Annotated in this window: 22 protein-coding genes; 6 read left to right on the forward strand and 16 right to left on the reverse strand. The window is 53.8% G+C overall.

Annotation, left to right across the window (positions count from 1 at the left end; translation table 11 throughout):
• Positions 1-24 precede the first annotated feature (24 nt).
• Genes AC0B60_RS12810 through AC0B60_RS12825 form a run of 4 tightly spaced genes read right to left on the reverse strand, consistent with a single transcriptional unit; the run spans position 25 to position 5,754 of the window.
• Positions 25-651, reverse strand: coding sequence for a condensin complex protein MksE (locus tag AC0B60_RS12810; RefSeq protein WP_465086212.1), 627 nt, complete (start codon positions 649-651; stop codon positions 25-27).
• Positions 644-2,044 (reverse strand): hypothetical protein, encoded by a 1,401-nt coding sequence (locus AC0B60_RS12815; protein WP_465086213.1) that lies wholly within the window; start codon positions 2,042-2,044, stop codon positions 644-646. The genes AC0B60_RS12810 and AC0B60_RS12815 overlap by 8 nt, the downstream gene beginning before the upstream one ends.
• A complete protein-coding gene (locus tag AC0B60_RS12820; protein ID WP_465086214.1) occupies positions 2,037-4,979 on the reverse strand; it encodes a coiled-coil domain-containing protein in 2,943 nt (980 codons plus the stop codon). The genes AC0B60_RS12815 and AC0B60_RS12820 overlap by 8 nt, the downstream gene beginning before the upstream one ends.
• Positions 4,972-5,754 carry a hypothetical protein gene (locus AC0B60_RS12825; RefSeq protein WP_465086215.1) on the reverse strand — a complete coding sequence of 261 codons (783 nt, stop codon included), beginning with the start codon at positions 5,752-5,754 and terminating at the stop codon, positions 4,972-4,974. Before AC0B60_RS12825 ends, AC0B60_RS12820 begins: the two co-directional genes overlap by 8 nt.
• 71 nt (positions 5,755-5,825) lie before the next feature.
• Between AC0B60_RS12825 and AC0B60_RS12830 the strand changes: the two genes are divergently transcribed.
• The 4 genes from AC0B60_RS12830 (at position 5,826) to AC0B60_RS12845 (ending at position 8,640) form a co-directional block, all read left to right on the forward strand.
• Complete coding sequence (locus tag AC0B60_RS12830) at positions 5,826-6,836, forward strand: lipid A deacylase LpxR family protein (RefSeq protein ID WP_465086216.1); 1,011 nt, start codon at positions 5,826-5,828, stop codon at positions 6,834-6,836.
• Positions 6,837-6,979: 143 nt separating this feature from the next.
• Positions 6,980-7,822: a DNA glycosylase family protein gene (locus tag AC0B60_RS12835; protein WP_465086217.1), complete on the forward strand. Its 843-nt coding sequence runs from the start codon at positions 6,980-6,982 to the stop codon at positions 7,820-7,822.
• 29 nt (positions 7,823-7,851) lie between these two features.
• On the forward strand, positions 7,852-8,103 hold the full coding sequence (locus AC0B60_RS12840; RefSeq protein WP_465086218.1) for a hypothetical protein: 252 nt from the start codon (positions 7,852-7,854) through the stop codon (positions 8,101-8,103).
• Between the two features lie 165 nt (positions 8,104-8,268).
• Positions 8,269-8,640: a Rossmann-fold NAD(P)-binding domain-containing protein gene (locus tag AC0B60_RS12845; protein ID WP_465086219.1), complete on the forward strand. Its 372-nt coding sequence runs from the start codon at positions 8,269-8,271 to the stop codon at positions 8,638-8,640.
• A gap of 603 nt (positions 8,641-9,243) precedes the next feature.
• Here AC0B60_RS12845 and AC0B60_RS12850 read toward each other — a convergent pair.
• The 6 genes from AC0B60_RS12850 to AC0B60_RS12875 form a co-directional block, all read right to left on the reverse strand.
• On the reverse strand, positions 9,244-10,494 hold the full coding sequence (locus tag AC0B60_RS12850; protein ID WP_465086220.1) for a benzoate/H(+) symporter BenE family transporter: 1,251 nt from the start codon (positions 10,492-10,494) through the stop codon (positions 9,244-9,246).
• Between the two features lie 513 nt (positions 10,495-11,007).
• On the reverse strand, positions 11,008-11,298 hold the full coding sequence (locus AC0B60_RS12855) for a hypothetical protein (protein ID WP_465086221.1): 291 nt from the start codon (positions 11,296-11,298) through the stop codon (positions 11,008-11,010).
• Positions 11,299-11,692: 394 nt separating this feature from the next.
• Complete coding sequence (locus AC0B60_RS12860; protein ID WP_465086222.1) at positions 11,693-11,884, reverse strand: hypothetical protein; 192 nt, start codon at positions 11,882-11,884, stop codon at positions 11,693-11,695.
• A gap of 513 nt (positions 11,885-12,397) precedes the next feature.
• The gene (locus tag AC0B60_RS12865) at positions 12,398-12,859 is read right to left on the reverse strand and encodes a hypothetical protein (RefSeq protein ID WP_465086223.1); all 462 of its coding nucleotides are present in this window, start codon (positions 12,857-12,859) and stop codon (positions 12,398-12,400) included.
• Between the two features lie 111 nt (positions 12,860-12,970).
• The gene (locus AC0B60_RS12870; RefSeq protein ID WP_465086224.1) at positions 12,971-13,267 is read right to left on the reverse strand and encodes a hypothetical protein; all 297 of its coding nucleotides are present in this window, start codon (positions 13,265-13,267) and stop codon (positions 12,971-12,973) included.
• Positions 13,260-13,679, reverse strand: coding sequence for a hypothetical protein (locus AC0B60_RS12875; RefSeq protein WP_465086225.1), 420 nt, complete (start codon positions 13,677-13,679; stop codon positions 13,260-13,262). Before AC0B60_RS12875 ends, AC0B60_RS12870 begins: the two co-directional genes overlap by 8 nt.
• Positions 13,680-14,387: 708 nt before the next feature.
• On the opposite strand from AC0B60_RS12875, the gene AC0B60_RS12880 reads away from it, so the two are divergent.
• Complete coding sequence (locus AC0B60_RS12880) at positions 14,388-14,735, forward strand: hypothetical protein (protein ID WP_465086226.1); 348 nt, start codon at positions 14,388-14,390, stop codon at positions 14,733-14,735.
• 783 nt (positions 14,736-15,518) lie between these two features.
• Here the strand turns inward: AC0B60_RS12880 and AC0B60_RS12885 are convergent.
• The 4 genes from AC0B60_RS12885 to AC0B60_RS12900 are packed head-to-tail and all read right to left on the reverse strand — an operon-like array spanning position 15,519 to position 18,914.
• The gene (locus tag AC0B60_RS12885) at positions 15,519-16,262 is read right to left on the reverse strand and encodes a hypothetical protein (protein ID WP_465086227.1); all 744 of its coding nucleotides are present in this window, start codon (positions 16,260-16,262) and stop codon (positions 15,519-15,521) included.
• Between the two features lie 55 nt (positions 16,263-16,317).
• The gene (locus tag AC0B60_RS12890; protein WP_465086228.1) at positions 16,318-17,490 is read right to left on the reverse strand and encodes a hypothetical protein; all 1,173 of its coding nucleotides are present in this window, start codon (positions 17,488-17,490) and stop codon (positions 16,318-16,320) included.
• A 9-nt stretch (positions 17,491-17,499) separates the two neighbouring features.
• The gene (locus tag AC0B60_RS12895) at positions 17,500-18,345 is read right to left on the reverse strand and encodes a hypothetical protein (RefSeq protein ID WP_465086229.1); all 846 of its coding nucleotides are present in this window, start codon (positions 18,343-18,345) and stop codon (positions 17,500-17,502) included.
• A complete protein-coding gene (locus AC0B60_RS12900) occupies positions 18,342-18,914 on the reverse strand; it encodes a hypothetical protein (RefSeq protein ID WP_465086230.1) in 573 nt (190 codons plus the stop codon). Before AC0B60_RS12900 ends, AC0B60_RS12895 begins: the two co-directional genes overlap by 4 nt.
• 197 nt (positions 18,915-19,111) lie before the next feature.
• On the opposite strand from AC0B60_RS12900, the gene AC0B60_RS12905 reads away from it, so the two are divergent.
• The gene (locus AC0B60_RS12905) at positions 19,112-19,291 is read left to right on the forward strand and encodes a hypothetical protein (RefSeq protein WP_465086231.1); all 180 of its coding nucleotides are present in this window, start codon (positions 19,112-19,114) and stop codon (positions 19,289-19,291) included.
• Here AC0B60_RS12905 and AC0B60_RS12910 read toward each other — a convergent pair.
• Together AC0B60_RS12910 and AC0B60_RS12915 are read right to left on the reverse strand one after the other, a co-directional pair.
• Positions 19,270-20,196: an integrase domain-containing protein gene (locus AC0B60_RS12910; RefSeq protein WP_465086232.1), complete on the reverse strand. Its 927-nt coding sequence runs from the start codon at positions 20,194-20,196 to the stop codon at positions 19,270-19,272. The genes AC0B60_RS12905 and AC0B60_RS12910 overlap by 22 nt on opposite strands.
• Positions 20,197-21,370: 1,174 nt before the next feature.
• On the reverse strand, positions 21,371-22,978 hold the full coding sequence (locus tag AC0B60_RS12915) for an MBL fold metallo-hydrolase (protein ID WP_465086233.1): 1,608 nt from the start codon (positions 22,976-22,978) through the stop codon (positions 21,371-21,373).
• Positions 22,979-22,988 lie beyond the last annotated feature (10 nt).

Here is a 22,988-nt window from a genome sequence, read left to right on the forward strand (position 1 = left end):
TCCTTTATTGAATCAATTTAGCTTCTACCCCCGCTCATATTCCCGAACCAGTTCCTCCAGAAAGTAGAGCCCCGCAGAACTCAGAAAACAGCGGCCGGCCCCGGCGCGGAACAGCAGATTGCGTTTATCCAGGTAATCCAGGGCCTCTGGCAACCCTCTTTCAAAGCGCGCCGCTCTGAGAATCTCCTGATACTCCTCGTCGCTCGCCAGCACCTCGAGATCTTGCTCATTCAGTCCGGCATCCGGACGGCCAAGGTATTCCAAATCCCGACCACTGCGAGCGAAATAACGCCCGATCAGGAGCAAGATCACCTGTACCCGAAAGGCATTCTCATCGTGCTCTTCGCTCTCGTCGTCACTGCTTTCCTTGAGGAAGAAAAACGCGCCGGTTTCGTTGAATACCAGCTCGCTGCCCAGGTGTTCATAGAAGGTTCGGAAGTGGGACAGATGGTTGTACAACAGATTGTAGAGCGGATTGGCGCGCAACTCGGAGCGGTTGCTGTCCCATAGGTCACGCACAATCACCCGACCGGCCTGGAATTCCCGATAGATCGCAGCGCTGTGGGCCGGCAGGATCTGCTCGAAGGTGCTCGAACTTTGGGAATGGTCCGTGGATTTGGTGGTTTCCATCGCGTCAGAGAATTCAGGCATGGTGTTGCTCCAGGCGGCGCTTACGGTACACAAACTGCTCGCTGTCGGATGACTGGTCGAGGATTCGAAAACGGTTGGTGGTGATCACCTGCAGCCCCTCCGGCGGCGAGTTTACCAGCCGGTTCAGGGCCGCCAGCAAATCCGGAAAGCGATAACCGGGGATAAAGCCGTCCAGGCGGCCGTGCAGCTCCCGCACCAGATCCGTGGTGGGCCGCAGTTCCAGGGTCTCCAGCCACTGATACAGCTGGTTGATGCGCTGTACATCAATGCGGGTGTGGCGGCCGCTGCCGTCCACTTCCTGCAAAACCGGCACCTCGGCTTTGCGGCGAAGATCGTTCAGGCGCAGGTCCAGTTCGCTGAACAACAACTGATAGTAGCTGGACGATTCACCGAAAGCGTAATGCTTCGGGCGCTGCTGGGCGCGCAGGCCGATCAGGAAGCCGGTGCTGCGGGCAAAGCCTCCACCTTCCAGCCACTTCCGTTTGAGACTGAGGGTCTCGGTTTCGCCCTTGAGTTCCCGCAGTTTGCCGTAGAAATGCTCCATGGCGTTGTACTGGACCATGCCCTGGCGCGTCTTACGCAGGAAATGCTCCACCTCCTGGGCCACCGCCTGAATGGGCTTATATAGGGCATTGAGGCTGATGGAGGACCGGAACAACTGGTCCGCCAGGCTCTGGTCATCGTGGTTTTCCAGCAACCGGACGATGGCTTCCAGGGTCTCGAACAGGTTACTGCCATCGGGCAGCCGGGTATCCGGATTGAGAAATACCAGGGTTGGCTTGATGTGACGCTCGTACAGGGTAACGATCTGCTCGAACAGGTTCTGGCGGAACTCCAGGTATTTCTCCGGCGCCCGGCTGGCATCACCGGAAAGATCCGCAAGCTGCGCGCTGATGGTCTGCATGCGCAGCACGTTCTGGCGCAGCAGGCCGATGAGCTGGCTGACCCGTTCGTTCAGATCGTCCCGCAGTTCGGTGTAGTCCGGGTCCGCGTCACTGAAACTGCTGGTTTCCAGGCGATTACGCAAATCGCGCAAGGTCACCAGATGGCCTCTCAGCTTGGCATCGGTCAATTCCTGGTACAGCGACGCATTGCAGGCCCGCATCAGGTTGATCACCGCATCCTGGAACACCAGCCGGCGCTCGCCTTCCGCCTTGATGATGTCGATCACCAGGCCGCTGCGGAACAGATTGTCGGTGTTCAGCGCCAGCCGCACCCGGTCCCGATCGGCATTACCGAGTGTGCGGGTATAGTCCATCACCTCGGCCACCAGATCACTCTCGCGAATGTACCGGGCCTCGTTCCGGTCCATCTTCTCGATCATCCGGAACAGAATCTTAGGGTGTTCGAACAACAGCCGGGTCGTGTCCAGGGTGCTGAAGCGTTTACTCATCCGCCGGCTCCAGCAGGCTGTTCTGGGTCTGGTCACCCCAGTGGCTGAGCGATTCGCCGTTGGTGAACCCCTCGGCACCGCCCCAGAACACCAGGGTGCGCTGCGGGCTGTAGGGCCGTGCCGTGCGCATCTGCCCCACTTCAAGATGCCGTCCAATCAGGTAAATCACCTCGGCGCTGGCACTGTGGGTGGCGGCGGAAAACAGGTTGAAGCCCTGGTTTCGCAATCGTTCCAGCAGCGATGGCATCTGGCTGATGTCCACGCTGGCCAGCTCGTCCAACACCATGGGGAACGACAGCTGCACGCCGGGATACAACACCCGTTTTAACAGCCGGTACACCAGTTCCAGATTGATCAGCGCCGTGGTAGATGTGGACTGGCCCTTCTTGTCGAGGTTGGCGGCGTTTTCCTTGCGGGTGCGGTAGGAAATGCCGGTGATCACCCTGTCCATGGTCAGGCGTTTGCTGCCGCCCTGCTCCCCGAAAAAGTCCGCCACAAACACCCGCAAGCGGTCGTAAAAGGCATCGGACTGCAGCTGGTTGCCATAAGGGTCGATGTTGTTGGCTTCTTCCACCAGATTGCGGAATTTCGGGTCGGTGTGGATGTCCACCCGGATTTCCACCAAATCGTTGATACGTACGCCATCAAGCTCGCGATTAAGCTGCGCTTCAAACCGGGCAATGTGCTCGTGGTTGGATTTCAGGGCCTGACGGTAGCTGGCCACGGTTTCGTTGTGGATACCCACCTGCTGTTCCAGCACATTCCATCGTTCGGCCATGCCGGCAAACAGGTCCGACAGGCTTTTGAACGTCTCGCGGATAACCGATGACGCCGGGCTGTCTTTCTGCAGTTCGCCTTCGGTGTCTTCATGAATCCCCAAATAGACGAACTGGCGAAGGTGGTCGAGGATATTGCGGCGGCGTTCTTCCAGGTCGTCCAGCTGGGTTTGCAGGTCGTCGAACGCGGCGACGGACACCTGTTCAATGTCCAACGGCTGCTCCGCTTCCGCAGTTTTCAGATGCGGGAAGCGGTGCTCCACGGTTCCTACGCTACGGCTGAGGCCTGCCAGTTCCCGCTCCCGCTCTTCGACACGCTCTTTCTCGGCCCTGGCTTTGGCGGCTTTCTGCTGCACCGCATCCTGCTTTTCCTGCTCCAGCCGCGCCTGCTCTTCCAGTTTCGCCAGTTGTTCTTCCGCCGCCTGCTTTTCTTCAGTGGCGTCCCGCAGGGTGGTGGCTGCCGCCGGGTACCGCTGGAGTGTTTCCAGGTCTTTCTCGATGGCGCGGATTTCCTTTTCCGTGCGTTCAATCAGCCGTGGCCGGTCATGTTCCTGGTTGGCGGTGTCCGCCAGCTCGGAACGCTCCTTTTCCAGGCCATGTAGCTCGCCTTCAAGATGCCGGCGCTGCTCTGCAAAGTCAGTCTGCCGGGCCGGTTGCGCCTGGTACTCGGAGTCAAACCAGTCAAAGCCTTTATCATTGGGCACAAACAGCCGGGCAAAAGCTTCAATGGTGGCCTTACTGTCGGCGTCCAAATCCTGGCCCGGGCTGGCCATCACCAAACGGGCGTCCACAGCCCGCAGCGGTGCCGCAGTGGCCTCGTTCAGTTGGTTCTGCAACTGCCATTGCTGCTTGCTCTCCCGATCCTTCAGGGTGTCGAGTTTGCGCTCCAGTTCCTGCTTGTTGCGCTGAATCTGCTCCAGCCGGATCTCCGCCTGGGCGGCACTCTTCAAGGCGGCCAGGTGCCCTTTCTTGCCTTCGAGTTCCTCTTTCTGAATCTCCTCGATTTCCTGTAGGGTCATTTCTCCGTATTGGGACACCAGAAGCTCGCCATCTTTCTGGTTCTGCTCTGCCTGCTTGATCCGACGGTCGGCAGAGCGGATTTCTCCCTTCAGGCCGCTGGCCTCCTGCTCCAGCTTCTTCAGCGCCTGCAGCACATGGCGTAGCGTCTCGTTCTGTTCATTGAACGCTTCCACAGCGCCTTTTCGTCGCACGCCAATGTCCTGCAGTGCGTTAGTCACGCCATCCCGAAAAGCGGCAAAGTCATGCTGGTTGCGGAGCAACGTCTGGTAGGCCTGGTAGTCCTTTTGCAGCTTTTCAAACCGCGAGCGCTCTTTCTCAATGCGTGTCAGCTGGGTTTGCTGCTGCTTCAACTGGTCGTGGCGATTGAGGAAGTCGTCGATATTGAAATCAAAGGCGTCGTCGGCAAATTTCTTGTCAGCTTCGATAATGCTGGCCACCGCGTTAGACATGGCCTGATCGTCTGCCTTCATTTCAAACAACAGCAGGATCAGCGTGCGCAGAGACTGCACCCGTCGCTCATCAGACTCACCCAGTGGCAGCACGGAATAACGCACCGCATCGGCGTTCATCAGTTCGCTGCTGTAGAGCATCTGCTTGAGCTTGGCGGGATCGTTCACCAACCGGGTTTCTTTGGAGAGCTTTTTTAAGTTCTCTGACAAACGGCTGAACGACAGCTCCGGCACCGCTTGGCCAATGCCGTCTTCATCGTCACCGTTCCAGAACAGCGGCCGCAGCTGGTCATAACCCACTGGCACAAAGGCGCGGCCGTAACTGAGCTGGCTTGCGCTGTCCCGGTACAGGATCTGGCAATGCACCCCGGCCGGGTTTTCGGCCTCCATAATCAGGAAGCTGAACTGGCTCGAGAAATAATGCTGGTAGCTTTCCTCGTTGGTGTAGAAGCTGCCAGCACTGGCATTGCGGAAAGCGAATTTCTTGCGGCTGTTCTTGAAGTTGTTTTCCGGCAACAGGAACAGGCGCAGGCTGTTTAAAAGGCTGGATTTACCCAGGTTGCCCGGCCCCAGAATCAGGCCGTGGTTATCCACCGGAATTTCCACGTAACAGAAGCCGGCGGAATCCACCAACACCAGGCGGCGAATACCAAAGTTGAAATTGCCTGGGCTCCCCTGGGAGTCACTCATCCAGAATCATCTCCTGTTCCATGAATTTGCCGGTCGATCGAAATGCCTCTGCCAGGGCCACAAAGCCAAGCCCTTCCGCCAGCGATACCGCTCTTGTAAACCGCTCGGTGCTGTCCGGCACCTTGCAGAACCGGTCCAGCCAAGGTTGCCAGTCGCGCGGCTGAACAAAGGTGGTTTTGTTACCGAGAGCGGCTGCTATCGTCGAGAACATTTGCAGACCACCCGCATCATAATCGAATGCGCAGAATACGTCTTCGTAGCCGGCCAACCAATCCAGAACCGCGCCCCGCGTAACCCGGTTGCCACCGCCCAACACCACATCGCAATTTCGCAGCCGCAAAGGCACTCCCATTGCCTCATTGGCAAATTTCAGCATCTCAGAGTACTGGTAGAAATTCCGCTCGTTCTCTACTATCAGCACTGACCGGGCCTGGTGAAAACCCATATCAACGGACTCGTTCCCGATAACGGCTACATCCGGCCGTGTGGACGCCAGCCCCTGATGGTAAACCAGGAGAAAACTGACCTCGGCGCCATGGCGGTGCGAGTCACCCTTTTTCGCGGCGTCTACCCGGCTTACCGGATCCTCCGCCAGAGTCTTAAGCTCCTCGAACGCTGATTCATCTAGCACCGTAACCAGCCACCGGTTGGCCTGGACTTTTTCCGTGGCAAACATATTCCGGTGGCGCCAATGGAACCGATCGGGAAGCTTTTTCAGGAAAGCTTCGTAATTGATAGGAAGACCGCAGAGAATCTTGTTCAGGTAAACTTTCACAGGTACATCGCAATCGGTCCGAGAAGTGCGTATGAAGACACATTACCCAAAATTTCCCAGAGAGAGAAAGGATGAGCCGTCAACACAAAGACTCGAGGAAGTATCTGAGTGTTCTGCTTTTTGCTTCCGCCACACTGCCCAGCCTCGCGCGGGCCGATTTGCTCAATGTCGCATGGGACAATGACCTTATAACAGGTTCGGATCGAGGCTACACCAATGGCCTGGTGATCTCTTATCTGACAGCACCGGCTCAAGACCAGAACAGGCGATCAGCCAGGCTCGCCCGTACCGCTGAGAGAGCACTGAACTTTCTTCCTGGCCTTTCATCCTCCGGCCATCAGCAAGCATTGGCATTCAGCCTGAAGCAACTTATGGTAACACCCGCCGACATCACGGCCACGCCACCAGATACCAACGACCTGCCTTATGCGGGCTATCTCTCCGCAAGCTCAACAATATGGAGCTGGAACGCGGACACCATTACCGGCTATGGCGCCCATATCGGCGTTATAGGCCCGGAAAGCGGCACTGAAGCCTCTCAGAAACTCGTCCATAAGCTAACTGGCAGCGAAGAACCGCGAGGCTGGGATGCTCAGCTTGGTACCGATGTTACTGCGGGGTTGGGGGCCACTTATGCGCGCAAACTGGTCGCGCACGGTACCGCGGATGGTCCTCAGCAAGAAGTGTCACTCGTGGGCTCTGCCACCTTATCGAGTTTTCGGACCAGTTTCGCCACAGCAGCCGTCTGGAGAACCGGGCACAATCTACCGATGAACTTCATCCCCGACTATGCCGGCACCTCGTCGACCATCGGACTGCCAGGTGCCCTGGATCACAGCGCACCAGGATGGTCTGCTTTTATAGGACTGGGCCTGGAAGTGGTGCCCTACTCCTATCTGGACAAAAACGCATCGCCCTTCCGGTTCCAGGAAAGCCTGCTTCAGGGCCAGGCCGGGATTGGCGCATCGGTGTATTGGGACAGGCTGCAACTCTCGCTGACCATCCGGGCAACAACGGGAGAAGAGCAAACCAACAAAGATAATTTCAGCTTTGGCAGCCTCTCAATGATATGGGCGCTATGATTTTCCCAACAACTGAAGGTCACCCGATGAACAACCAAGACATCATCACAACGAGACCACATCCTCGCATTTGGGGCGGCAGATTGGTGAATTTCGTCTGAGGATGCAAGATTGAGTTTTGTTTTGATGGAGCGCAACCAAACATGATCGCAAATACCTTTGCCCTGGATCTACAACGGCCCTTCAATCTCCGCATGACGGTGGAGTGCCACGGTTGGTGCCAGCTTGTGCCCTGGCACTGGGACGGTCGGAATCTGGAGAGAACAGTAAGAATAGGCACCAACGCAGAATGGGCCCGCGTCCAGCAGCCCTCTGAGGATCAGCTTCTGATCGAAACCTCCTCATCCAGCACCGACGCTGTCACCGAACGCGTCGCCCGCTGGCTGCAGCTGGACTGGGATCCCTCCGAGTTTCTCGCGCTTTGCAACAGCAACGATCCGGACATTGCCCGCTTCATCCGGTCCGGTGGCGGGCGATTTCTGCGCAGCGACACCTTCTTTGAGGATTTCATTAAAACGGTTTGCACCATCAATACGACATGGAAACAGAGCAAATCCATGGTCGCCTCATTGGTTTCTCTGGACGACAGCCTGCTCCCTGAGCCCGGAGAACTCCAGACGATTGGGCCCAAGCGATTGGCCGAGGAGTGCAAGCTGGGGTTCAGAGCCGGAACCGTCGATACAGTGACCGATCAATTACTGCAGGATCAAGCCAACCAAATCGATGGTTCAGCGCTTAGTGACGTCATTGACTATGACTACCTGATCTCCCTGAAAGGCATTGGCCCCTATGCGGCAGTAAACACCATGATGCTCATGAGGAACTTTGAGACGCTTCCGGTCGACTCTGAAGTCAGCGCCTATCTCTGGCATCAAGGGTTCGACCCGAAGGAAACTCAAAACGCATTTCAACACTGGGGCAAGTATCGGTTTCTCGGCTACAAGCTGAAACCGATCATCGATAAAGAAAACTGGATTGGGGATTGATGCAATAACCAAACTAGCCCTGATAACCGGTGCCAACGCCAGCATTGCGACGTGAAGCCTGCGCGCTCTTCGCCCGGAAAGACTATAGGGTGATCGCTCTATCCAGTCAGCCGAGTGGCGTTGAGTCCGCAGCTCTGGAGACGGCACTGGCCCTTGGGTCCTTTGAACCGATCGAAGCGCTTGCGGGCAAACTAGACGCCGAACTTGCAGGCGCCAAGCGGGTTGTTCTTGTCAACAACTCCGGTTACGGGCAGTTTGGGACGCTTCGCGATCATTCCTAATCCATGTGGCTAAAACAATTCAACACCCACGTATTCGGCCCCATCAAGCTGGCTGCCGTCTGACTGAGACTCTGCGAACAACAAGGCATACCCTTGCGAGTCATCGCCGTAAGCTCCGTTCTCTCCATCGTGCCCCAACAAATGAAAGGCGCCTACTGTGCCGCGATGTCTGCGATGAACACGGCCCATGAAAGCTTCTGGTTTGATGAACAGGGCAGCAAAAGCCTGGAAAGTGTATCGCTTGTGCTTCCGGGGCCTTTAGCGACCCGGTTCAGAGAACATGCCCTGGCCGCTCTACAGCCCTTACCTAGCCGGGCGGGCGCAGTGCACCGGGAAAATTTCGAGGCAATGGAAGCAGCACTCGCGCTAGGCGCCAAAATGACGCCATTTACAGCCAGTGCGTTGGATGTCGCGGATAAAGTTTACAAGGCTTTCGAAGCAGTGCGGCCCAAGCTTCGATATTTGGTTACGCCGCAGACGTACATTGCCAACATTATGATTCGATTCATTCCCCACTCTATTAAAGGGAGGATATAGAAGTAGTTAAACCATGCGACTGGAATCAGCGCATGCCTAATGTTCCTCAACAGCAGCCCGTTTGCTTATAAAGCTTGTCTGATAATCTGGCGATTGACTCAATAATTTGGTCGGCAGATCTATTCCGCTCAAATAGCTTTAGGTCTTCATTCTAGGTCCTCAGGTGGTCTTTGATCGAACGTTCAATTTCTCGTATTCTGCGATGCGAATTTCGTTTGATCCAGCGCTGTGAAATCAGGCCGAGTCAGTAACTTTTTGATTATTTATAGTCCAAGACCGGCCAGACCTGGGCGCATCAGTTAGACCCGAAACGCTGTGTGTTTTGAAAGGATTTCACCGCTTACTCACAGTTTCGGAGGTTACTCCAACGCGCTCACCCTCACCGACCACTATGCCCGGAAGGCCTTTAGTACTCAGGAGAATGATACGGGCTCGCAACGGTTCAGCGGCAGGCAGGCATTGTTTGTCGCCTTAGCCATGACTCCAATTCGTTTCGCTCAGAGTCGCTCACTTCAAGGGGGCTAACTATTCGCGCCATGGTTGCCTCTCCTGAGTCTGCTTGTGAGATTATACAGGATCGGAAAATTATCTATACGGATTTTGTTAAGGCACACTAGTGCCGATGGCGCGGCGCAGGCTTTCCCGCTCCAGCAACCAGGAAGTGACAAAGGCGAACACAAGCCCCCAAAAAGGCGCGCCGATGCTGAAAATCGGCACGCCCGCTGTGGAGACGACGAAGGCCACCATGGCGCCCAAAGGACATTCCCCACGAAAGGCCGCTTGAAAAGCTCCCTGTAATACACGGATCATGGCCAAACCACCAATCAGGGCGATCAGGCTCAGAGGCAGGGCGAGTGCGAAGCTGGTGGCCACGGGTGCAAACAGGCCAAACGCGATCATTGCGCAGGCAAAGAAAATTCCGCCAATCCAGTGCCTCCGCCTCTCGCCACTCGCGACCAACAGTGCATTGGTGGGGCCGGTCAGGCAGGCGGGAACGGAACCGACCAGCGCGAACAGCATTGTGCCTAACCCCGAGCCAACCGTAATCGCTTTTATCGGTGGTGCGTGCTCAGCTTGCCGCAATACAGCGAAGCCTTGAGCGTTTTGAATGCCCAGCACCGTGACGGCTAGAGGTATGACCAACTCCAGCATCGCTGTGGGCGAGAATACCGGCATGTAGAGGTTTGGGCGGACTAGCACAGTAGCTGCCTCCGACAGGGGCGCAATCGCGCCGGTCAGCCAAGCGGCAATTCCACCGGCCAGTACCGCCGCCAATATCGCTGGCAGTCGCTGACCCAGTGCGGGCACCGCCGAAAACAGAACAAAGGCAGTCAGGCTTACGCTCGCTAGCAGTCCATTGTCCGTGAACGCGGTAACCACCTTAATACCCAGCGGCAAGAACACGCCCGCCACCATGCCCATGACGATAGGCATGGGAATCCGCTGCATGACCCAACTGACCAGGCCGCTCCAACCCAACACGACGATTAGCAATCCAGTCACCCAATAGGCACCTATGACTTCGGCAAAGCTCAAATGACCGAACGCGGCAGGTAGCAACAAGGCGCCGGGGATCGTCCATGCCATGGCTAAGGGCTGACGGTAGCGCCAGCAAAAATACAGAGTCAGCACGCCGCTCAGGCCGTAAGAACCAAATATCCAAGATGCCAGATCAGCCTCGGAAAGCCCTCCCGCCTGACCAACCGTCAGAAGGATCGCCAGCGGTCCGGTAACCCCGAACAGAAAGCCCGTGATGGCGTTGCTCACTAAATGGCGATCCAGCCCGGTTAGCGGAGCAGCGTCCACCGCGGCACTACCTGCTAGCGCGTCCGCGTCCGAATTTTTTATTGTCATGCATCTTTTCCTTTTACAAACGCGATCTCAGTATTGTGCATCCAAAAGCAGCGCAGTCACTCCATCCGCGCAAGCATTGGAGCACAAAAAGCATCGGCTAGCGTATCGTTCGGTTAATTAGCTGACTAATTATAGGTTATTATTTAGCTGAAATGTATAGGTTATAATGGAAACTCAAGAATCAGAAAAATGAAGTGGACCCCGAAATCTGGACAGGTGCCTAAGCTCTGATTGGACTTACCCCGGTACAGTAGACACTCCTAGTGTAACCATCCCCTAAAATCGGTACATGGGGCAACACCGTGACGCTCAGTGATGGGTCTGAAAATTCCCTTACCGATTACTTCCTGGAGGGTGTTTCGGATAATGGAGCACTGAAGCTCTCGAGAGAGGATGTGATCAACTTTTCCGGGGGAATCGACAGGATTCAGGACGGCACATTCACCGGGTATGTATACATCAAGAATGTGACTATCAAATAATTTGCAATTGTAAACTAACTATCCACTCTTATTATATTTCACCCCTGGCTTTGAAAAAGGAAACGGCCAAATCATCAATTAATTTCGATATTGACTCGCGAACTGACTCAGGAACACTCCCGCTCGAACCATAACCCAAGCGCGCATTTTCATATTCGCGACTGCTTTCCAGGTTACCCGATTTAATTGAAATATGGTAAGCGACGGGGTAATCCTCTCCGACAGTCCATACTTTCAGATTGATATTTCCTGTTTTTCTCGCCTTGTCTTTATCTTGAAACGTCTCAAATAAATTCTCTGGTTCCTTGAACCATTCCGGCAAAACTATTTTTAAACCTTAGTCGCAGATAATCGGTCAGATCATCTTTTTTAATCCAATATTTTCGGCCGATCCCTCCAGGGAAACATTGATCAGCCCGAACCTCTCTACCGTCTTAAACGCACTGTAGAAAATGCTCTCAAAATTCTGATCGTCTTCACTGGCCAATGCGTTTGGCACTACCGATAGAGAAAAGACCATAAAAAAAGCATCAAATTTCGAAACATAGCTACCACCTAATCATTAATGGCTAACACTGAACACCGAGAATTTTCTCGGACCAGTTGTTGTTTAATCATTGATCGCCACTCCTCTCGAACCCTCAGTGGTTTACGCCTTGAAAGCCTGTTTGCCTTGGGTAAATTACAACCCGGCAGACGGTTTTCAGGCTCTTCTGTCATCTCGAAAGGATGGCCGCCATCAAATATGAGGGGCAGAGCATGCCAATGCCCATGAGCCCGTACAACACGAAATCTTCCCCACCGCAGGACCTGGCGTCGATACAAGCCATTTTTGCAGCCCTCATGGCCATGAGGGCCAGCCAGACGATGCCCCCGGCGATCACTCCCTTGCTATCAATTTTTGTCACTGGTCCCTCACTGAATCGGGGTTTGCCAAGGAAACTGAAACATTCAGCAATAGCTTTGAGCGTAGCACAAGGAATTCGAATACGCGGCAGGAGGTATCGCCCGGCGCCTTTCGGCAATCCGGCAACCTCTGCAAGCCATGTTAGCTCAGGGATGAACCCTGCCCGAGGACTACGAAAGTTTCGTAGTCATCCTCAAGCTGAGGAAAAGCCGCGCGCGCCCGTAAGGCTGGCCCGCCACATGACGCAGATCTTCTTCATCCACCGAAAATCCGTTCATCGGGTGCTATTACACAGTTGGTGGAACCGGGAAAACCCCACAGTTAGCGGGAAGCCCTGAAGGGTATGCGCCGATGGCGTAGACCTGAAAACCATGGAAAAGCGATTCACACCTGCAGTCTGGTCAGGCAGGTGTGAGCGGCTTTGCAATGTAATAGCAGGTAGTAACCAGCCTAGATCCCCGGGGCCGGTTACACGGGTATAAAACACAAATCCCGGGCTGGCCGGGGCTCTGACTCACTCCGCAGTGCTATTTTCAGGCACCTGCAGAAACTCAGACAGCACCTCATACCCGCGCCCCACCCTGGACCTGAACGCGCTGACCGAGATTCCAAGTTCTTCAGCCATCTTTTCCAGCGTCCAGCGAGTGAGACCCCGCGCCCCCGTTTCCGGATCAATCGTCACCGTGGTGCGCTTGAGATAGGCGCGGTGAACCAGAACCGCCTGGCGGTGGTCTGGTGACAGCCTGTCCAGCAACGCCAGCGCCTGCCGGTGTTTCGGCTTCCAGTCCCCCAGCATCCGACCCTTTCTCCACACAGCAACGTCTGATGCCTGACCTTTTGGAAGAGCCCCGCCGCACTCCTGAATCCGACCGAGTATTCCGGAATTTTGCCACCCTGCATCTGAGTCTCTGGACATCAGAACATCCAGCGCCAGATCGACGACTTTCTCCAGCAGCGCTATTTTATCTCGCTCCATAATTGGTACTCCTATTTCTGAGCAGATGGATAGCCCCGTCTCCGAGGCCACACTGAGCTACAGATGCCCGGCACTGACGAGCCGCATTGACCCATCACCATGCTGAGCAAGTCAGCTCTCTGCCTCCTCCTCGGTGCCGAATTCGGGCGATACCGGAACAAAAGGCCTTGCCCGGTTGCTCACGAAATAATATTCCCAAGTTAAAGCGCCGTTTTGATCGTCGCCCCCGGTAGCCCGATATTCATTGCCGGATCCATCCACTGCAATGCACCCCGGGACCCAGGCGGACGGCCGATCTAGATGCAGGGTCCATCCAGCAATTTCATCACCGAAGAAAACCACATGGCCGCCCTGGTGACCGTGTTCATTCCGGAAAGCTTTAGCTTGTTCTATTCGCTGGTTACGCATGATTGCTGCCTCCCTGCTTCAGGCCCCTGTAAATTTCATCGGAAAGACGCGCAGCTCGCTTATTGTTGCTCTGGATCTGCCAGATATAGTTCTGGATAACGTGCGGGTGTAGTTCCTCTCCATGGGGTCCAACCTCGCCGATATAGGTGAACAGCATCGTGAGCAATGCGCCGGTTTGGGCGTAGATCTCGTCCAGGGTGTCGAAATCTTCAGCAGCATTGGGCGGTATGATTGCCGCCGGCAATGATTCGGGCTTTGCTGGCTTTTCTCCGGCCTCAGTTTGACCGGCCTTATCGAGCGCCTGGATCGCGGTTTCTTTGAACTCTGCGCGGAAGTCTTCATCACGGACCTCTTCGAGTTCAATGCAAGCCCCGTTGGCCTCAGAGATCGATTTGTAAGCGCCATCAAGCATGGCCCCCTATGGGAACTTCTGGGCTTCCGTGGGCCAGCACGGCCTTCAGGTTTTCACGGTTACACAAGAAGTGCAGCAACGACTCGGTATCAAGTACGTGCGCTCTGACTTCATCAATTTTCGGCGAGTATTTGTTCATGGTCACATTCCCTTAAGTTGTTTTGGCCCGACGGTGGGCTAAATTAAGGGGTCAGTGAATCAAACTCAGGATGTTGGTTTAATGTTGGACAGATCGACTCTCTGACCGTAAACCGTTGTTTTCAATAAGGTAATGGAGGCGCGGGTCGGAATCGAACCGGCGTACACGGAGTTGCAGGACGAACTTCCTGAATCACTTTTCTTCTTTAAATACATATACTTAAACAACCTTCCTGACAAATAATTTACGCTCATTCGGGCATAGTAAAGTCCTTTCCAATCAATAAGTTATATTTTCATTTTTTGGGTGGTTTTCAGCTCATCGCATCCATCGGCTCGATGAAATCTCGTATTAATCAGATAGTCCCCACCCTTTAACACCTCACAAATATTTTGCGTGCAGAACGCTGCTGGTTTTGTGCCGGCGTGTTGTCAGTGCCGAGGTTTGCAAACCGTTATCTTAGCCACTGCGCGGTTGCGACGTTTACTTCCACCTTCTTAGCGCACAACAGCTCAATTGCTTTCGAATCAATTGGAGCATTACCTGAAACTTTTGGAGTTACACCACAGATGGCTATTAGAAAAGACGAACTGACATCTCACTACGCATGCATTCCGAACGACACATTGCGGGATCACCGCCTATCGCCAGAAGCATTGGGGGTCCTGGTGTTCCTATTGTCTATGCCCGAAGACTGGATCGTCAGAGCCGCCCAAATCAGGCGACATTTTAATATCGGAAAAGTAGTTCAACAAAGAATCTTTCGAGACTTGCAGCGCGCGGGATATCTGGTAAAAGAGGATGAAAAAGACAAAGCTCGGACTTCAGACGGCCGCTGGACCTTTCGGATTACAATTTTCCGAACCTCTTTAAAACCACTTACGGACGAAGATGGGCAAGCTTGGAATCGCAAGTAAGGGCCGGACACGGAAAAGGCCAGGATTGCATCCGCCTTATGGTCAATCAACCAGCGTCAGATACCTCTGACCTGAACCCGTTACAAATGGAATAAAAGGGGTGTACGGAAAGGTCGCAAAGCGAACATTCAGATTTGGGGATAGCGCCCAGCTCACTCGCTGGAGCACCCCCGATACGGATGACACACCCCAGCCTCTTTTTGGGCCTGTCCGCTGTCACGGGGTAGAACCCCAGTATAACGGGAGATGGTGGGCCGTCATGAACCAAGATACAGAAATTGCACTTGTAGAAATTGACTAAATCACTACTCAGTGAGCCCTCTTGCTAATTGCAGTAACTTGCAAGACGGGCTTACTGAAGCCCACATGTTTACGAGCCAATTCCATTCGGAGCTTCTTAAGCAGATCACTGGCCCCTGCAAATCCGGCTTTAACCGGGGGCCGATTTCCCCGCAACGGGTTGCCAAACAACCGATAAGCCAACACCCGATCACAAGGCCCCTTACTAAGAAACTCCATACTAAGAAGGAGTGAACTAATGAAGGTAAGCACAAACCGGCAACCAGCTGATGTACTCCCTCACCAAAAATGTCAGAATCATCCTGACGAAATTCACGCTGCTGGGAAAAAGGTGGGGGACCCGATCAAATGACGATCGAGACAGGAGTTTTGACCGCCATGGCCATCGGCATAATTGGTGCAGCCATCCTTACCGGGTGGTGCCTGCACTCTCGCAATCAAGAACGGAAAAACCCCGATTAATCCCGGCGTCGAAAACGCCAGTCAGTAATCTAGTCCCACGTATTTAGATGTGTTCTTTTCATAATTAAACGGCGCCAAAGGATAAACCACGGCAGCGCCAGAGGCTGCCCCAGCCCAGCATCCTGAGTCTTCCAATCCCAACGTATTTGGCTTTCCGACTGAGTGATACTGTATGTATGCGCGGTAATCTTTTGCGATCTGCGATGTTCGCTCCAGGCCTGCCAACATCTTATCAATTTTATAGGTGGTATCCTGCGGTGGGGTGTCGCCACTGCAGCGCATTGCGGCCACCTTGCCTGCTCGGACATCGTAAGTGAGAACAGCCAGGTCCGGCCCAAACCCATCTTTTTGAATCAACTTCTCGCCTATTTGTTCCGCCGCTCGGTAGTAAAGCGCTGCCCTCGCGTACCTGCGATTCCATAGGGAAAACGTACCCTGAAGCGCATAAACCATCAGAGTGGCCTTCGACGCGTGCTTTCTCGACACATACATTAAATTGGAGTAGATGTGGTCATGATCAAGCCACCGAATATACAGCTGCTTCGGATCTTTTGATGGTGGCAACCGGAACTCATAATCATCGAAGCTCGTATCAATCCGTTCATCCAGTGCCATAGCAACGAGCAGCCTGGCCGTGGAATCCCCGTCATTTGCAGCTCTGTCCATAATGTCGCGTGCCCGAGTCTGATCAAAGTCCCATCCGGAAGCTGGAAAAGACACCGCTAGCAGTATTGCCGCTATCACGCCCCAAACACTGTTCGTCATACTGCTACCCTCTCGTTCGCACGTTGGAAACACCAAACTCATCCTGCAGCCCTACTTATTGCCTGTACTTCAAAAGGAACTTCTTCAACAATTCATTTGCATCTGAATCATCTGCTGGATCTTCGTCTAGCAGATAGCAATCATGCTCGCAGACGTGATTTCCATACAGGCTAAGCTCGGCTTTTACACCGCGCCGCATGATCTGTATCACCTCAGCTTCGTTGTCTGCCTCAAACAGGATTTTCACTGTGAAGCGGTGGCCACAGTAGACCGCAGACGCACCTCGCTCGACGGAGCCGCATTGCAGGTCGGATTTTCGTTTATCAAGTTCGGCGTCACCGCTGACGACATTGCCCTTCGTCAGCGATATCTCTCCGCTGATTGCCTGTGATCTTTGGTAATCCGTCTGCGCGGAATCCTCAGTCATTGGTTGAGCGGAAACCAGCAGAGCGTTTTTATAGAGAATGAAGTTAGCCACGTTCCTGCCAACTGATAGGCGCACCGGCAGAGGGTGAGCGAGGTCGTATCGCAGGCTTTTATCCACTCGGCGACTCAAGGCACGATCAACGGCAGCAGTGTCGTTGAAAACCTTCAGAGGTCCTTCCTGTATTACCTGGTTGCCCTGGGGAGCAAGTGTGCGAACCAGCCGATAGTAGGTATCCCACCAGGACTGATTCACGATGATATCGACATAGATACTTCCTTTGATCTGGTGCGCGTCGACAGCCGAAACATCATAGGATCGGAGTACGACGGCATAACCCGCGTTAAATTGATGCCGCGGGCCGACCAGAAACTCATCCAAGAGGCGCCGATACTCGCCAACAGACTTCTGAGCCTGATCCCAACTCCGCACATTCTCAATTCGCTGATCCCACGTTTTTATTTCCTCCGGTACGATCCCGGCGATATCTTTTTCAGCCAGAGTCACCTGCAGGCGCACATGCACCCCGTCAAAGATTTCCCGCTCTTCTAAAAGGTCGTAGCTGTTGACCCGGCCACTGCTCACAGCTGTAGCCATTGACTGAAACCGGTCGCCATTCATTGTTGTTACTGAAAACACCTGACTGCCCAGCGCCTCAACCAAAGCCTTACTCAGAGCCCTATCGATAGCCGCGTCCCGATCCGACCCTGTAGCACCCACGGTGACAACGGTGTTTGCAGCAGCGAAAACCGGCAGGAAGAAAGCAGCTGCCACGTTGATCAAAAATCTCACCATCACACTCATGAATCAGCCCTATTTTACCCAGCCAAGGAGGAAGCTCTCTGCAACTGCTTCCTCGCCTTCCCACCACACTCGTTCAGCAACAACTTCCGACCGGATGACTCCTGTGGCGCTGGAGAAACTCATGTCGACTTGCTGACCGGACTGGGCTGAAACAGCTATGATGGAAGCCCCCTTCAGACTTTTGAGAAGTGCAACTTTTGATGCATGCCGAGCCTTGCGCCGTGCTTCGTATTCCACAGAAATTCGCAGTTCGTTTGTTCCACGCCGGGCGGACGCTCGCTGCTCAACCACCGCATAAAGGTTTCCGTTGACTCCATTCTGCCTAGATAGCCTTGCCAATCGGTAAGCCTCAATCTTGCGGAGAACTTCAGCCTTGTGCTTGCGTGCCAGCTCATCGCGCGCAGCCTCAACAGACTCAATCGGGAGGCTAAAACGGAAATACCCGTTCACAGTGTTTCCGGAGGAATGAGCAACAAACTCTGAATCGCCGCTCTGAAACAAACCCTCCGAGGAAATGCTGGTATAGCGTTGGCCCGACACTGAATACTGGGCGATGCCGTCTTGATCTGTTTGTGATGATTCCACAATCTTCTGACTTGTAATCACCACCCCGCCGACTGCCAATAGGAACTGTGCTTGGGAATCACTTCGTGCCCGGGTCTTGGCGTGCGCTATTGAGTCTCCCTGTCCCATTCCCACAAACACCATCCGCTTACCACCAGCCTCCCGAAATTGCGTTTGTGAGGTCCACGATGGAAGCTCAGCGGTCTTCAGGACAGATGTATCGTTTGCGCGGGCCAAGCCAGATGCCATAAATAGAAGACTGACCGTCATGAGAAGAAAACCTCTATTCATCGTTCGTCCTCGTCTAGCCGACGCATATCTTCCAACTCACCGGACCTTCCAACATTAAGCGAATTTATGGGCATGGAGGCCTTCACGAATGCGTTGAAGAAGGTTTTGCCGGTTCGGCTATCGAACCATTGCTCGTATCGAGAATTCTCTACTGTCATTGAGTTCACCGCGTGAACAGAAAGCTGCTGCGTAATCCGGTTCAGCTCCTGCACGGGGTCTTGCACCCCACTCTGCGTATTAGCGCCACTTTCAACTCGCTCGACTTTGTCGTCGACCTGGCTGGAAAAATAGTTAGCGATCTGTCGGCGAGCATCATCCATGGCAGCATCTCGAGCGCCCTTTTGCGTGCTGTGCCGGTTGCTCATTCCAACCACACGGACAGCCTGGTCTGCCGAATCCTTTGTAGCAGCTGGCGCAAGTGTCCACGCAGGCCGAGAGCCTTCGCCGTCAGAGGTCCAGATAAGCTTGTCGGCGACCACGGGAGGCTCGTAGGTAGTAGTGCAAGCGGTCATAAAAATGACCAGAGAGAGTGTCGCAGAGATAGGAATAGTCAGTTTGAAATTTACCATTTTGCACCTGTGTCGCAATTGAGGGATCAGCTTCTATTTTCCTCATGAATCGCGATCTGCAACCCGGTCACTTCCAAACTGACAAAGAACTACTCATGTGTTTGTGGTGGTCGGGGCGGCTCGCCGGCTCTGCCCATAACTCCCCATAACAGTCGGATAGCGCTGTCATAATCTCTGGCCGTCGTCGGTGCGAAATCATGAGCCCTATAAAACTCATGGATCTGCCTTCGGCCAATTTGGTCTGGCGCCCTGCCGCACCACTTAATGAACCGGTCTACACGCTGGAGCTGTCGTTTCCGGGCAACTTTCCCTCCTCGACGGGCATGCTGATGCAGCTTATAAAAGAGTTCCTGATTCATGGCCTTCCTCCAATATAGGAACTCACAACGTCAGTCCTGCCGTGTCCCAGTTCGACTGCAATCACTTTTCGAACCGCCATGTCGTCCGCTTTAGATGCCTTGCCGCCATTAAGCGGCGGGAGTTCACCGGTAAGATTCTCGTAGCGATCGCATGCGTAGCCAGCGCGAAGGTCGTGTAACCCGGTCATTCCGTGGGCCTGGAGAATTTCTCGAGTCACTCTCAAGTCTCCCTCAAAGAACTGGGCCCAAGTTTGATCCTCTGGCACTAAAGAGCGAGCCTCACCTTGAACCTCAGCGGCAAGCTCCAGTGACGCCAACTGGTGTTCATTATTAATAGGCACTTCCCGTTTTCGACCACCCTTGGTGCCGTGAACGATCGTGACCTTTTTACTTTGCTTCGCTTCTGTAAAAGCGGCTTTTGCGTCGATCAGGCTGCTTTCTTTAGATCGCAAACCAAGGTCTCGAGCCAGACACGTAATCGCGCGTCCGCGTTCACTCATAGCTCCCATTGCCCTGTCGACCAGACCGCGGTCTGTCGATGCAGGGGTGTTTTCACGCACGTGGCACCGCTGAGGTATTTTGCAGGTCTTGGTCGGACTCACAGATGTCCAATTACCTCTTGTAGCCGCTTGCATAACGGTATTCACCGCGGATACAAGGTTCTGGGCGTAGGCTGCAGACAGGTCACCTGCCTCGACCTGGCGAGCCAGCGCCTGGCCATAATCAGTGACAAGATTAACTGTAATTTCCTCAAGTCTTCTCAGCCCCCTGTCTTTAGCGAACTGAGAAAAAAGATTAAATCGATCCGCAATGGTGGCTGCCGTCGAAAAACTGGCATTGCCGTCGGCCACCTCCCGATTCATGGCAAAGCGCCCGGCTTTGGCCATGTCTCGAGTTTTCAAACCAAGATTATTTCCTCTCATAACTGTTTCCCTGGCTGTTAAGTGATGCGCTGTGCTTCAGGTGCACGCAAACCCTCTGAGAGAAGACGCTTTCAGTGCCGGAGCGTCATGCCGGAATTCTGGTAAGCGGTGCTCTCCATTGCGGAATCGAGTGCTGTGGCGAGGTAAGTCGCGCGCGATACCGACATGTCGTGATAGGACATTGGGTGGTACAGCCCCGGCGTAGGCATTTAGCCCCGCGCTCCAGGTGGCGCGGCTCGAGCAATGGAGAGGGTGGTTAAAACTGAGAAAATTTGGCCTGAAGCCACGTTTTCGTCCAGTTTCGTCCACCGTAGTTGGCGGCTAACCCCGCGCGTAGCGCGGCCTAGCATTACATCGTTCTAACCTGTCTCTGTGTGAAATGATTTTTTAAAAACAGTAAAACGAGTGACGATGCCCCAGTGGTGGTCTCTTAAATCAGCCAGAACTATTCCACGTACGGGCAAGTCGAGTCTAAAAATAAACGTCGAGGTTGGTTTGCAACAGCATTGCGACAAAACGCACGCATGCGGCAAAAAACTGAACGGAAACTCTCCGGGGGGATCATCGAATCCCTACTGGAGGCTGTAACCGGGAGGTCCGGTACAGCGGTCTGAAGTGACTCAAAGGTGTGAGTCTTTGCGGTACTGCCGATTGGCAGGCGGCTTACCATCTAGCTCGATGGCATGGCCGCAGCTGTTCGAGGCCCAGCTAGCTCTATTCCGCTATGCGTCGCGGACAGACGTCTGTCATGATTTTGAGATAACTGGAGCAACTTCGCAAGTCCTGAAAATGGCGGGGTGCCGCTGTTCTTTTCGAGCTCAACCAAATAAGGCCAGGCTAAGTACGCCAGTGAACCTGTGGGTTCACTGGCGGTATCCTGCTCATCAACTGCGCTGATCATGGTTAATGCTGTGAACCTACAGGTTCACTCACGGTACACTCATCAATCCATCCGAATGACCTGCTTTTTGAACCAGTGAACCCACAGGTACACCAGCGGTACACCGTCTAAAAATCAGCTTCATGGTTATGAATCGGCAGTGTACCCACAGGTTCACGAGCGGTTCACACGAAATAGGACCTTTACTTAATATCGCTCAAGGCTTCGTCAGACAGGGACTACAATCGGCACCAGAGGGAGGGTATTTCGGCATCATGCAAATGCTATTTTCCGCTACGCGGTTTGAAGCAGTTTCTGCAATCGCTCAATTTCCTCTTGTAGTTCCTGCTTGGTCAGAGACTCGGTGTCTTCCGCATAATCGCCTGCATCAAGATCAAACCAATCATCATTAGCAATCAGAGCCTTGGCAACTTTCCTCTGCCCAGATCTTTCTTCCTTGTTTCGCTCCATGATCTTTGCTCTGAACGTCTCTTTGCTACCAGGCTCTCCGTGATTGATGAAAACAGTTGTCCCCTCCTGCCTGCCCTTATAGCCACCAAGTTCGAAAATGTTGTCCAAAAGTTTTTGCTGATCACCATGCCCCGAGTAATGAGACGATAAATCGACAACTTCCGCACCTTGCTCAGAGCCTTCCAAGAGAGCCCGCCCGGCAGAACTCCTGGCCTGAAAGCCCGTCAATATAATTGTATTTCTCGGATCATCCCGGAGCATTTGCAGGTACTCGGACGACGGGCCTTGATCACACATTCCGGAACTCGCCAAGATCACATCAGATTTCTCAAGATGTTGCCCGAACGATTCCGCTGCCTTCCCTTTTTTTGGGCCGACCGAGGAGATCGTAATCGGGCCATACGATACTGTGCGACCATGGTTAAGTGAGGTGTATAACGCTGCAATTTCTGAGGCAGACCACCGAGCCCTGCCCGCCAGCTCCTTATTCAGATACTGATACTTGCCGTTGCCCAAAACCTTTACCAGCTGCTCTCCATATACTCCATTCAATCTGTTGCTGAGAGGGCTATGACATAAAATTCTCAGCTGCTTGCCACCTGCGAGCCTTCGTCTCAAGTTATTATCATCGTTACCGACCACGGTTCGGATGTCGGCAATCAGCTCCTGCATTCGATGAAAAGCAAAGGTTGGAATCAGTACTTTTCCCCCTTTCACTGTCACTGTTCGAAGTATCGTATCCGAGAGCAGCGATGTGCGGGTCTTCCAGCATTTAGATCCCCGCAATCTATCCCCGTAGGTCGCTTCAGTAACAATGTATTCGGCATTCGGGTATGGCGAGTGATCCGGCTTGAGAAGCGGTAGATATGGGTTCTCGTCGGTTTGACATCCTAGATCGCCAGAGAAATGAATACTGGCAAAGTCCTCAGGTTTATCGCCTGTCGATTTGGCCCACGATACCGAGATCGAGCACCCCCCGAGCACATGGGAGCCTCGGTTAAACGTCGCAATAAGGTCGTCGCCGAGGGTTAACTTCCGGCCCCAACTGAACTGACCGTCATCAATCGTATGCCAATGGATACTGTCCACATCATCCTGGGAATATAACCCCGATATTTTTGCTGCATCAGCCAACAGTTCCTTGGCGACATCCCGAGTCGCCTGAGTGCAATAAACCCATCCCTTAAAGCCTTCTGCAACCAATTTGGGTATCAAGCCACAGTGGTCGAGATGGGCATGAGTCAGGAGCACATATTGAATCTCAGATGGATCAAATGGGAATGGCTTACGATTAGACCACTCAACATGGTGAGGTCCTCCCTGGAATATGCCGCAATCAACTAAAAACTGCGTATCTGACCCTGTATCCCAGAGCCAACTACATGAACCGGTAACACCTTGGATTGCACCAATGAACTTAATTTTTAACATGACTCACCCC

The organism is Marinobacter sp. V34 (assembly GCF_055524115.1).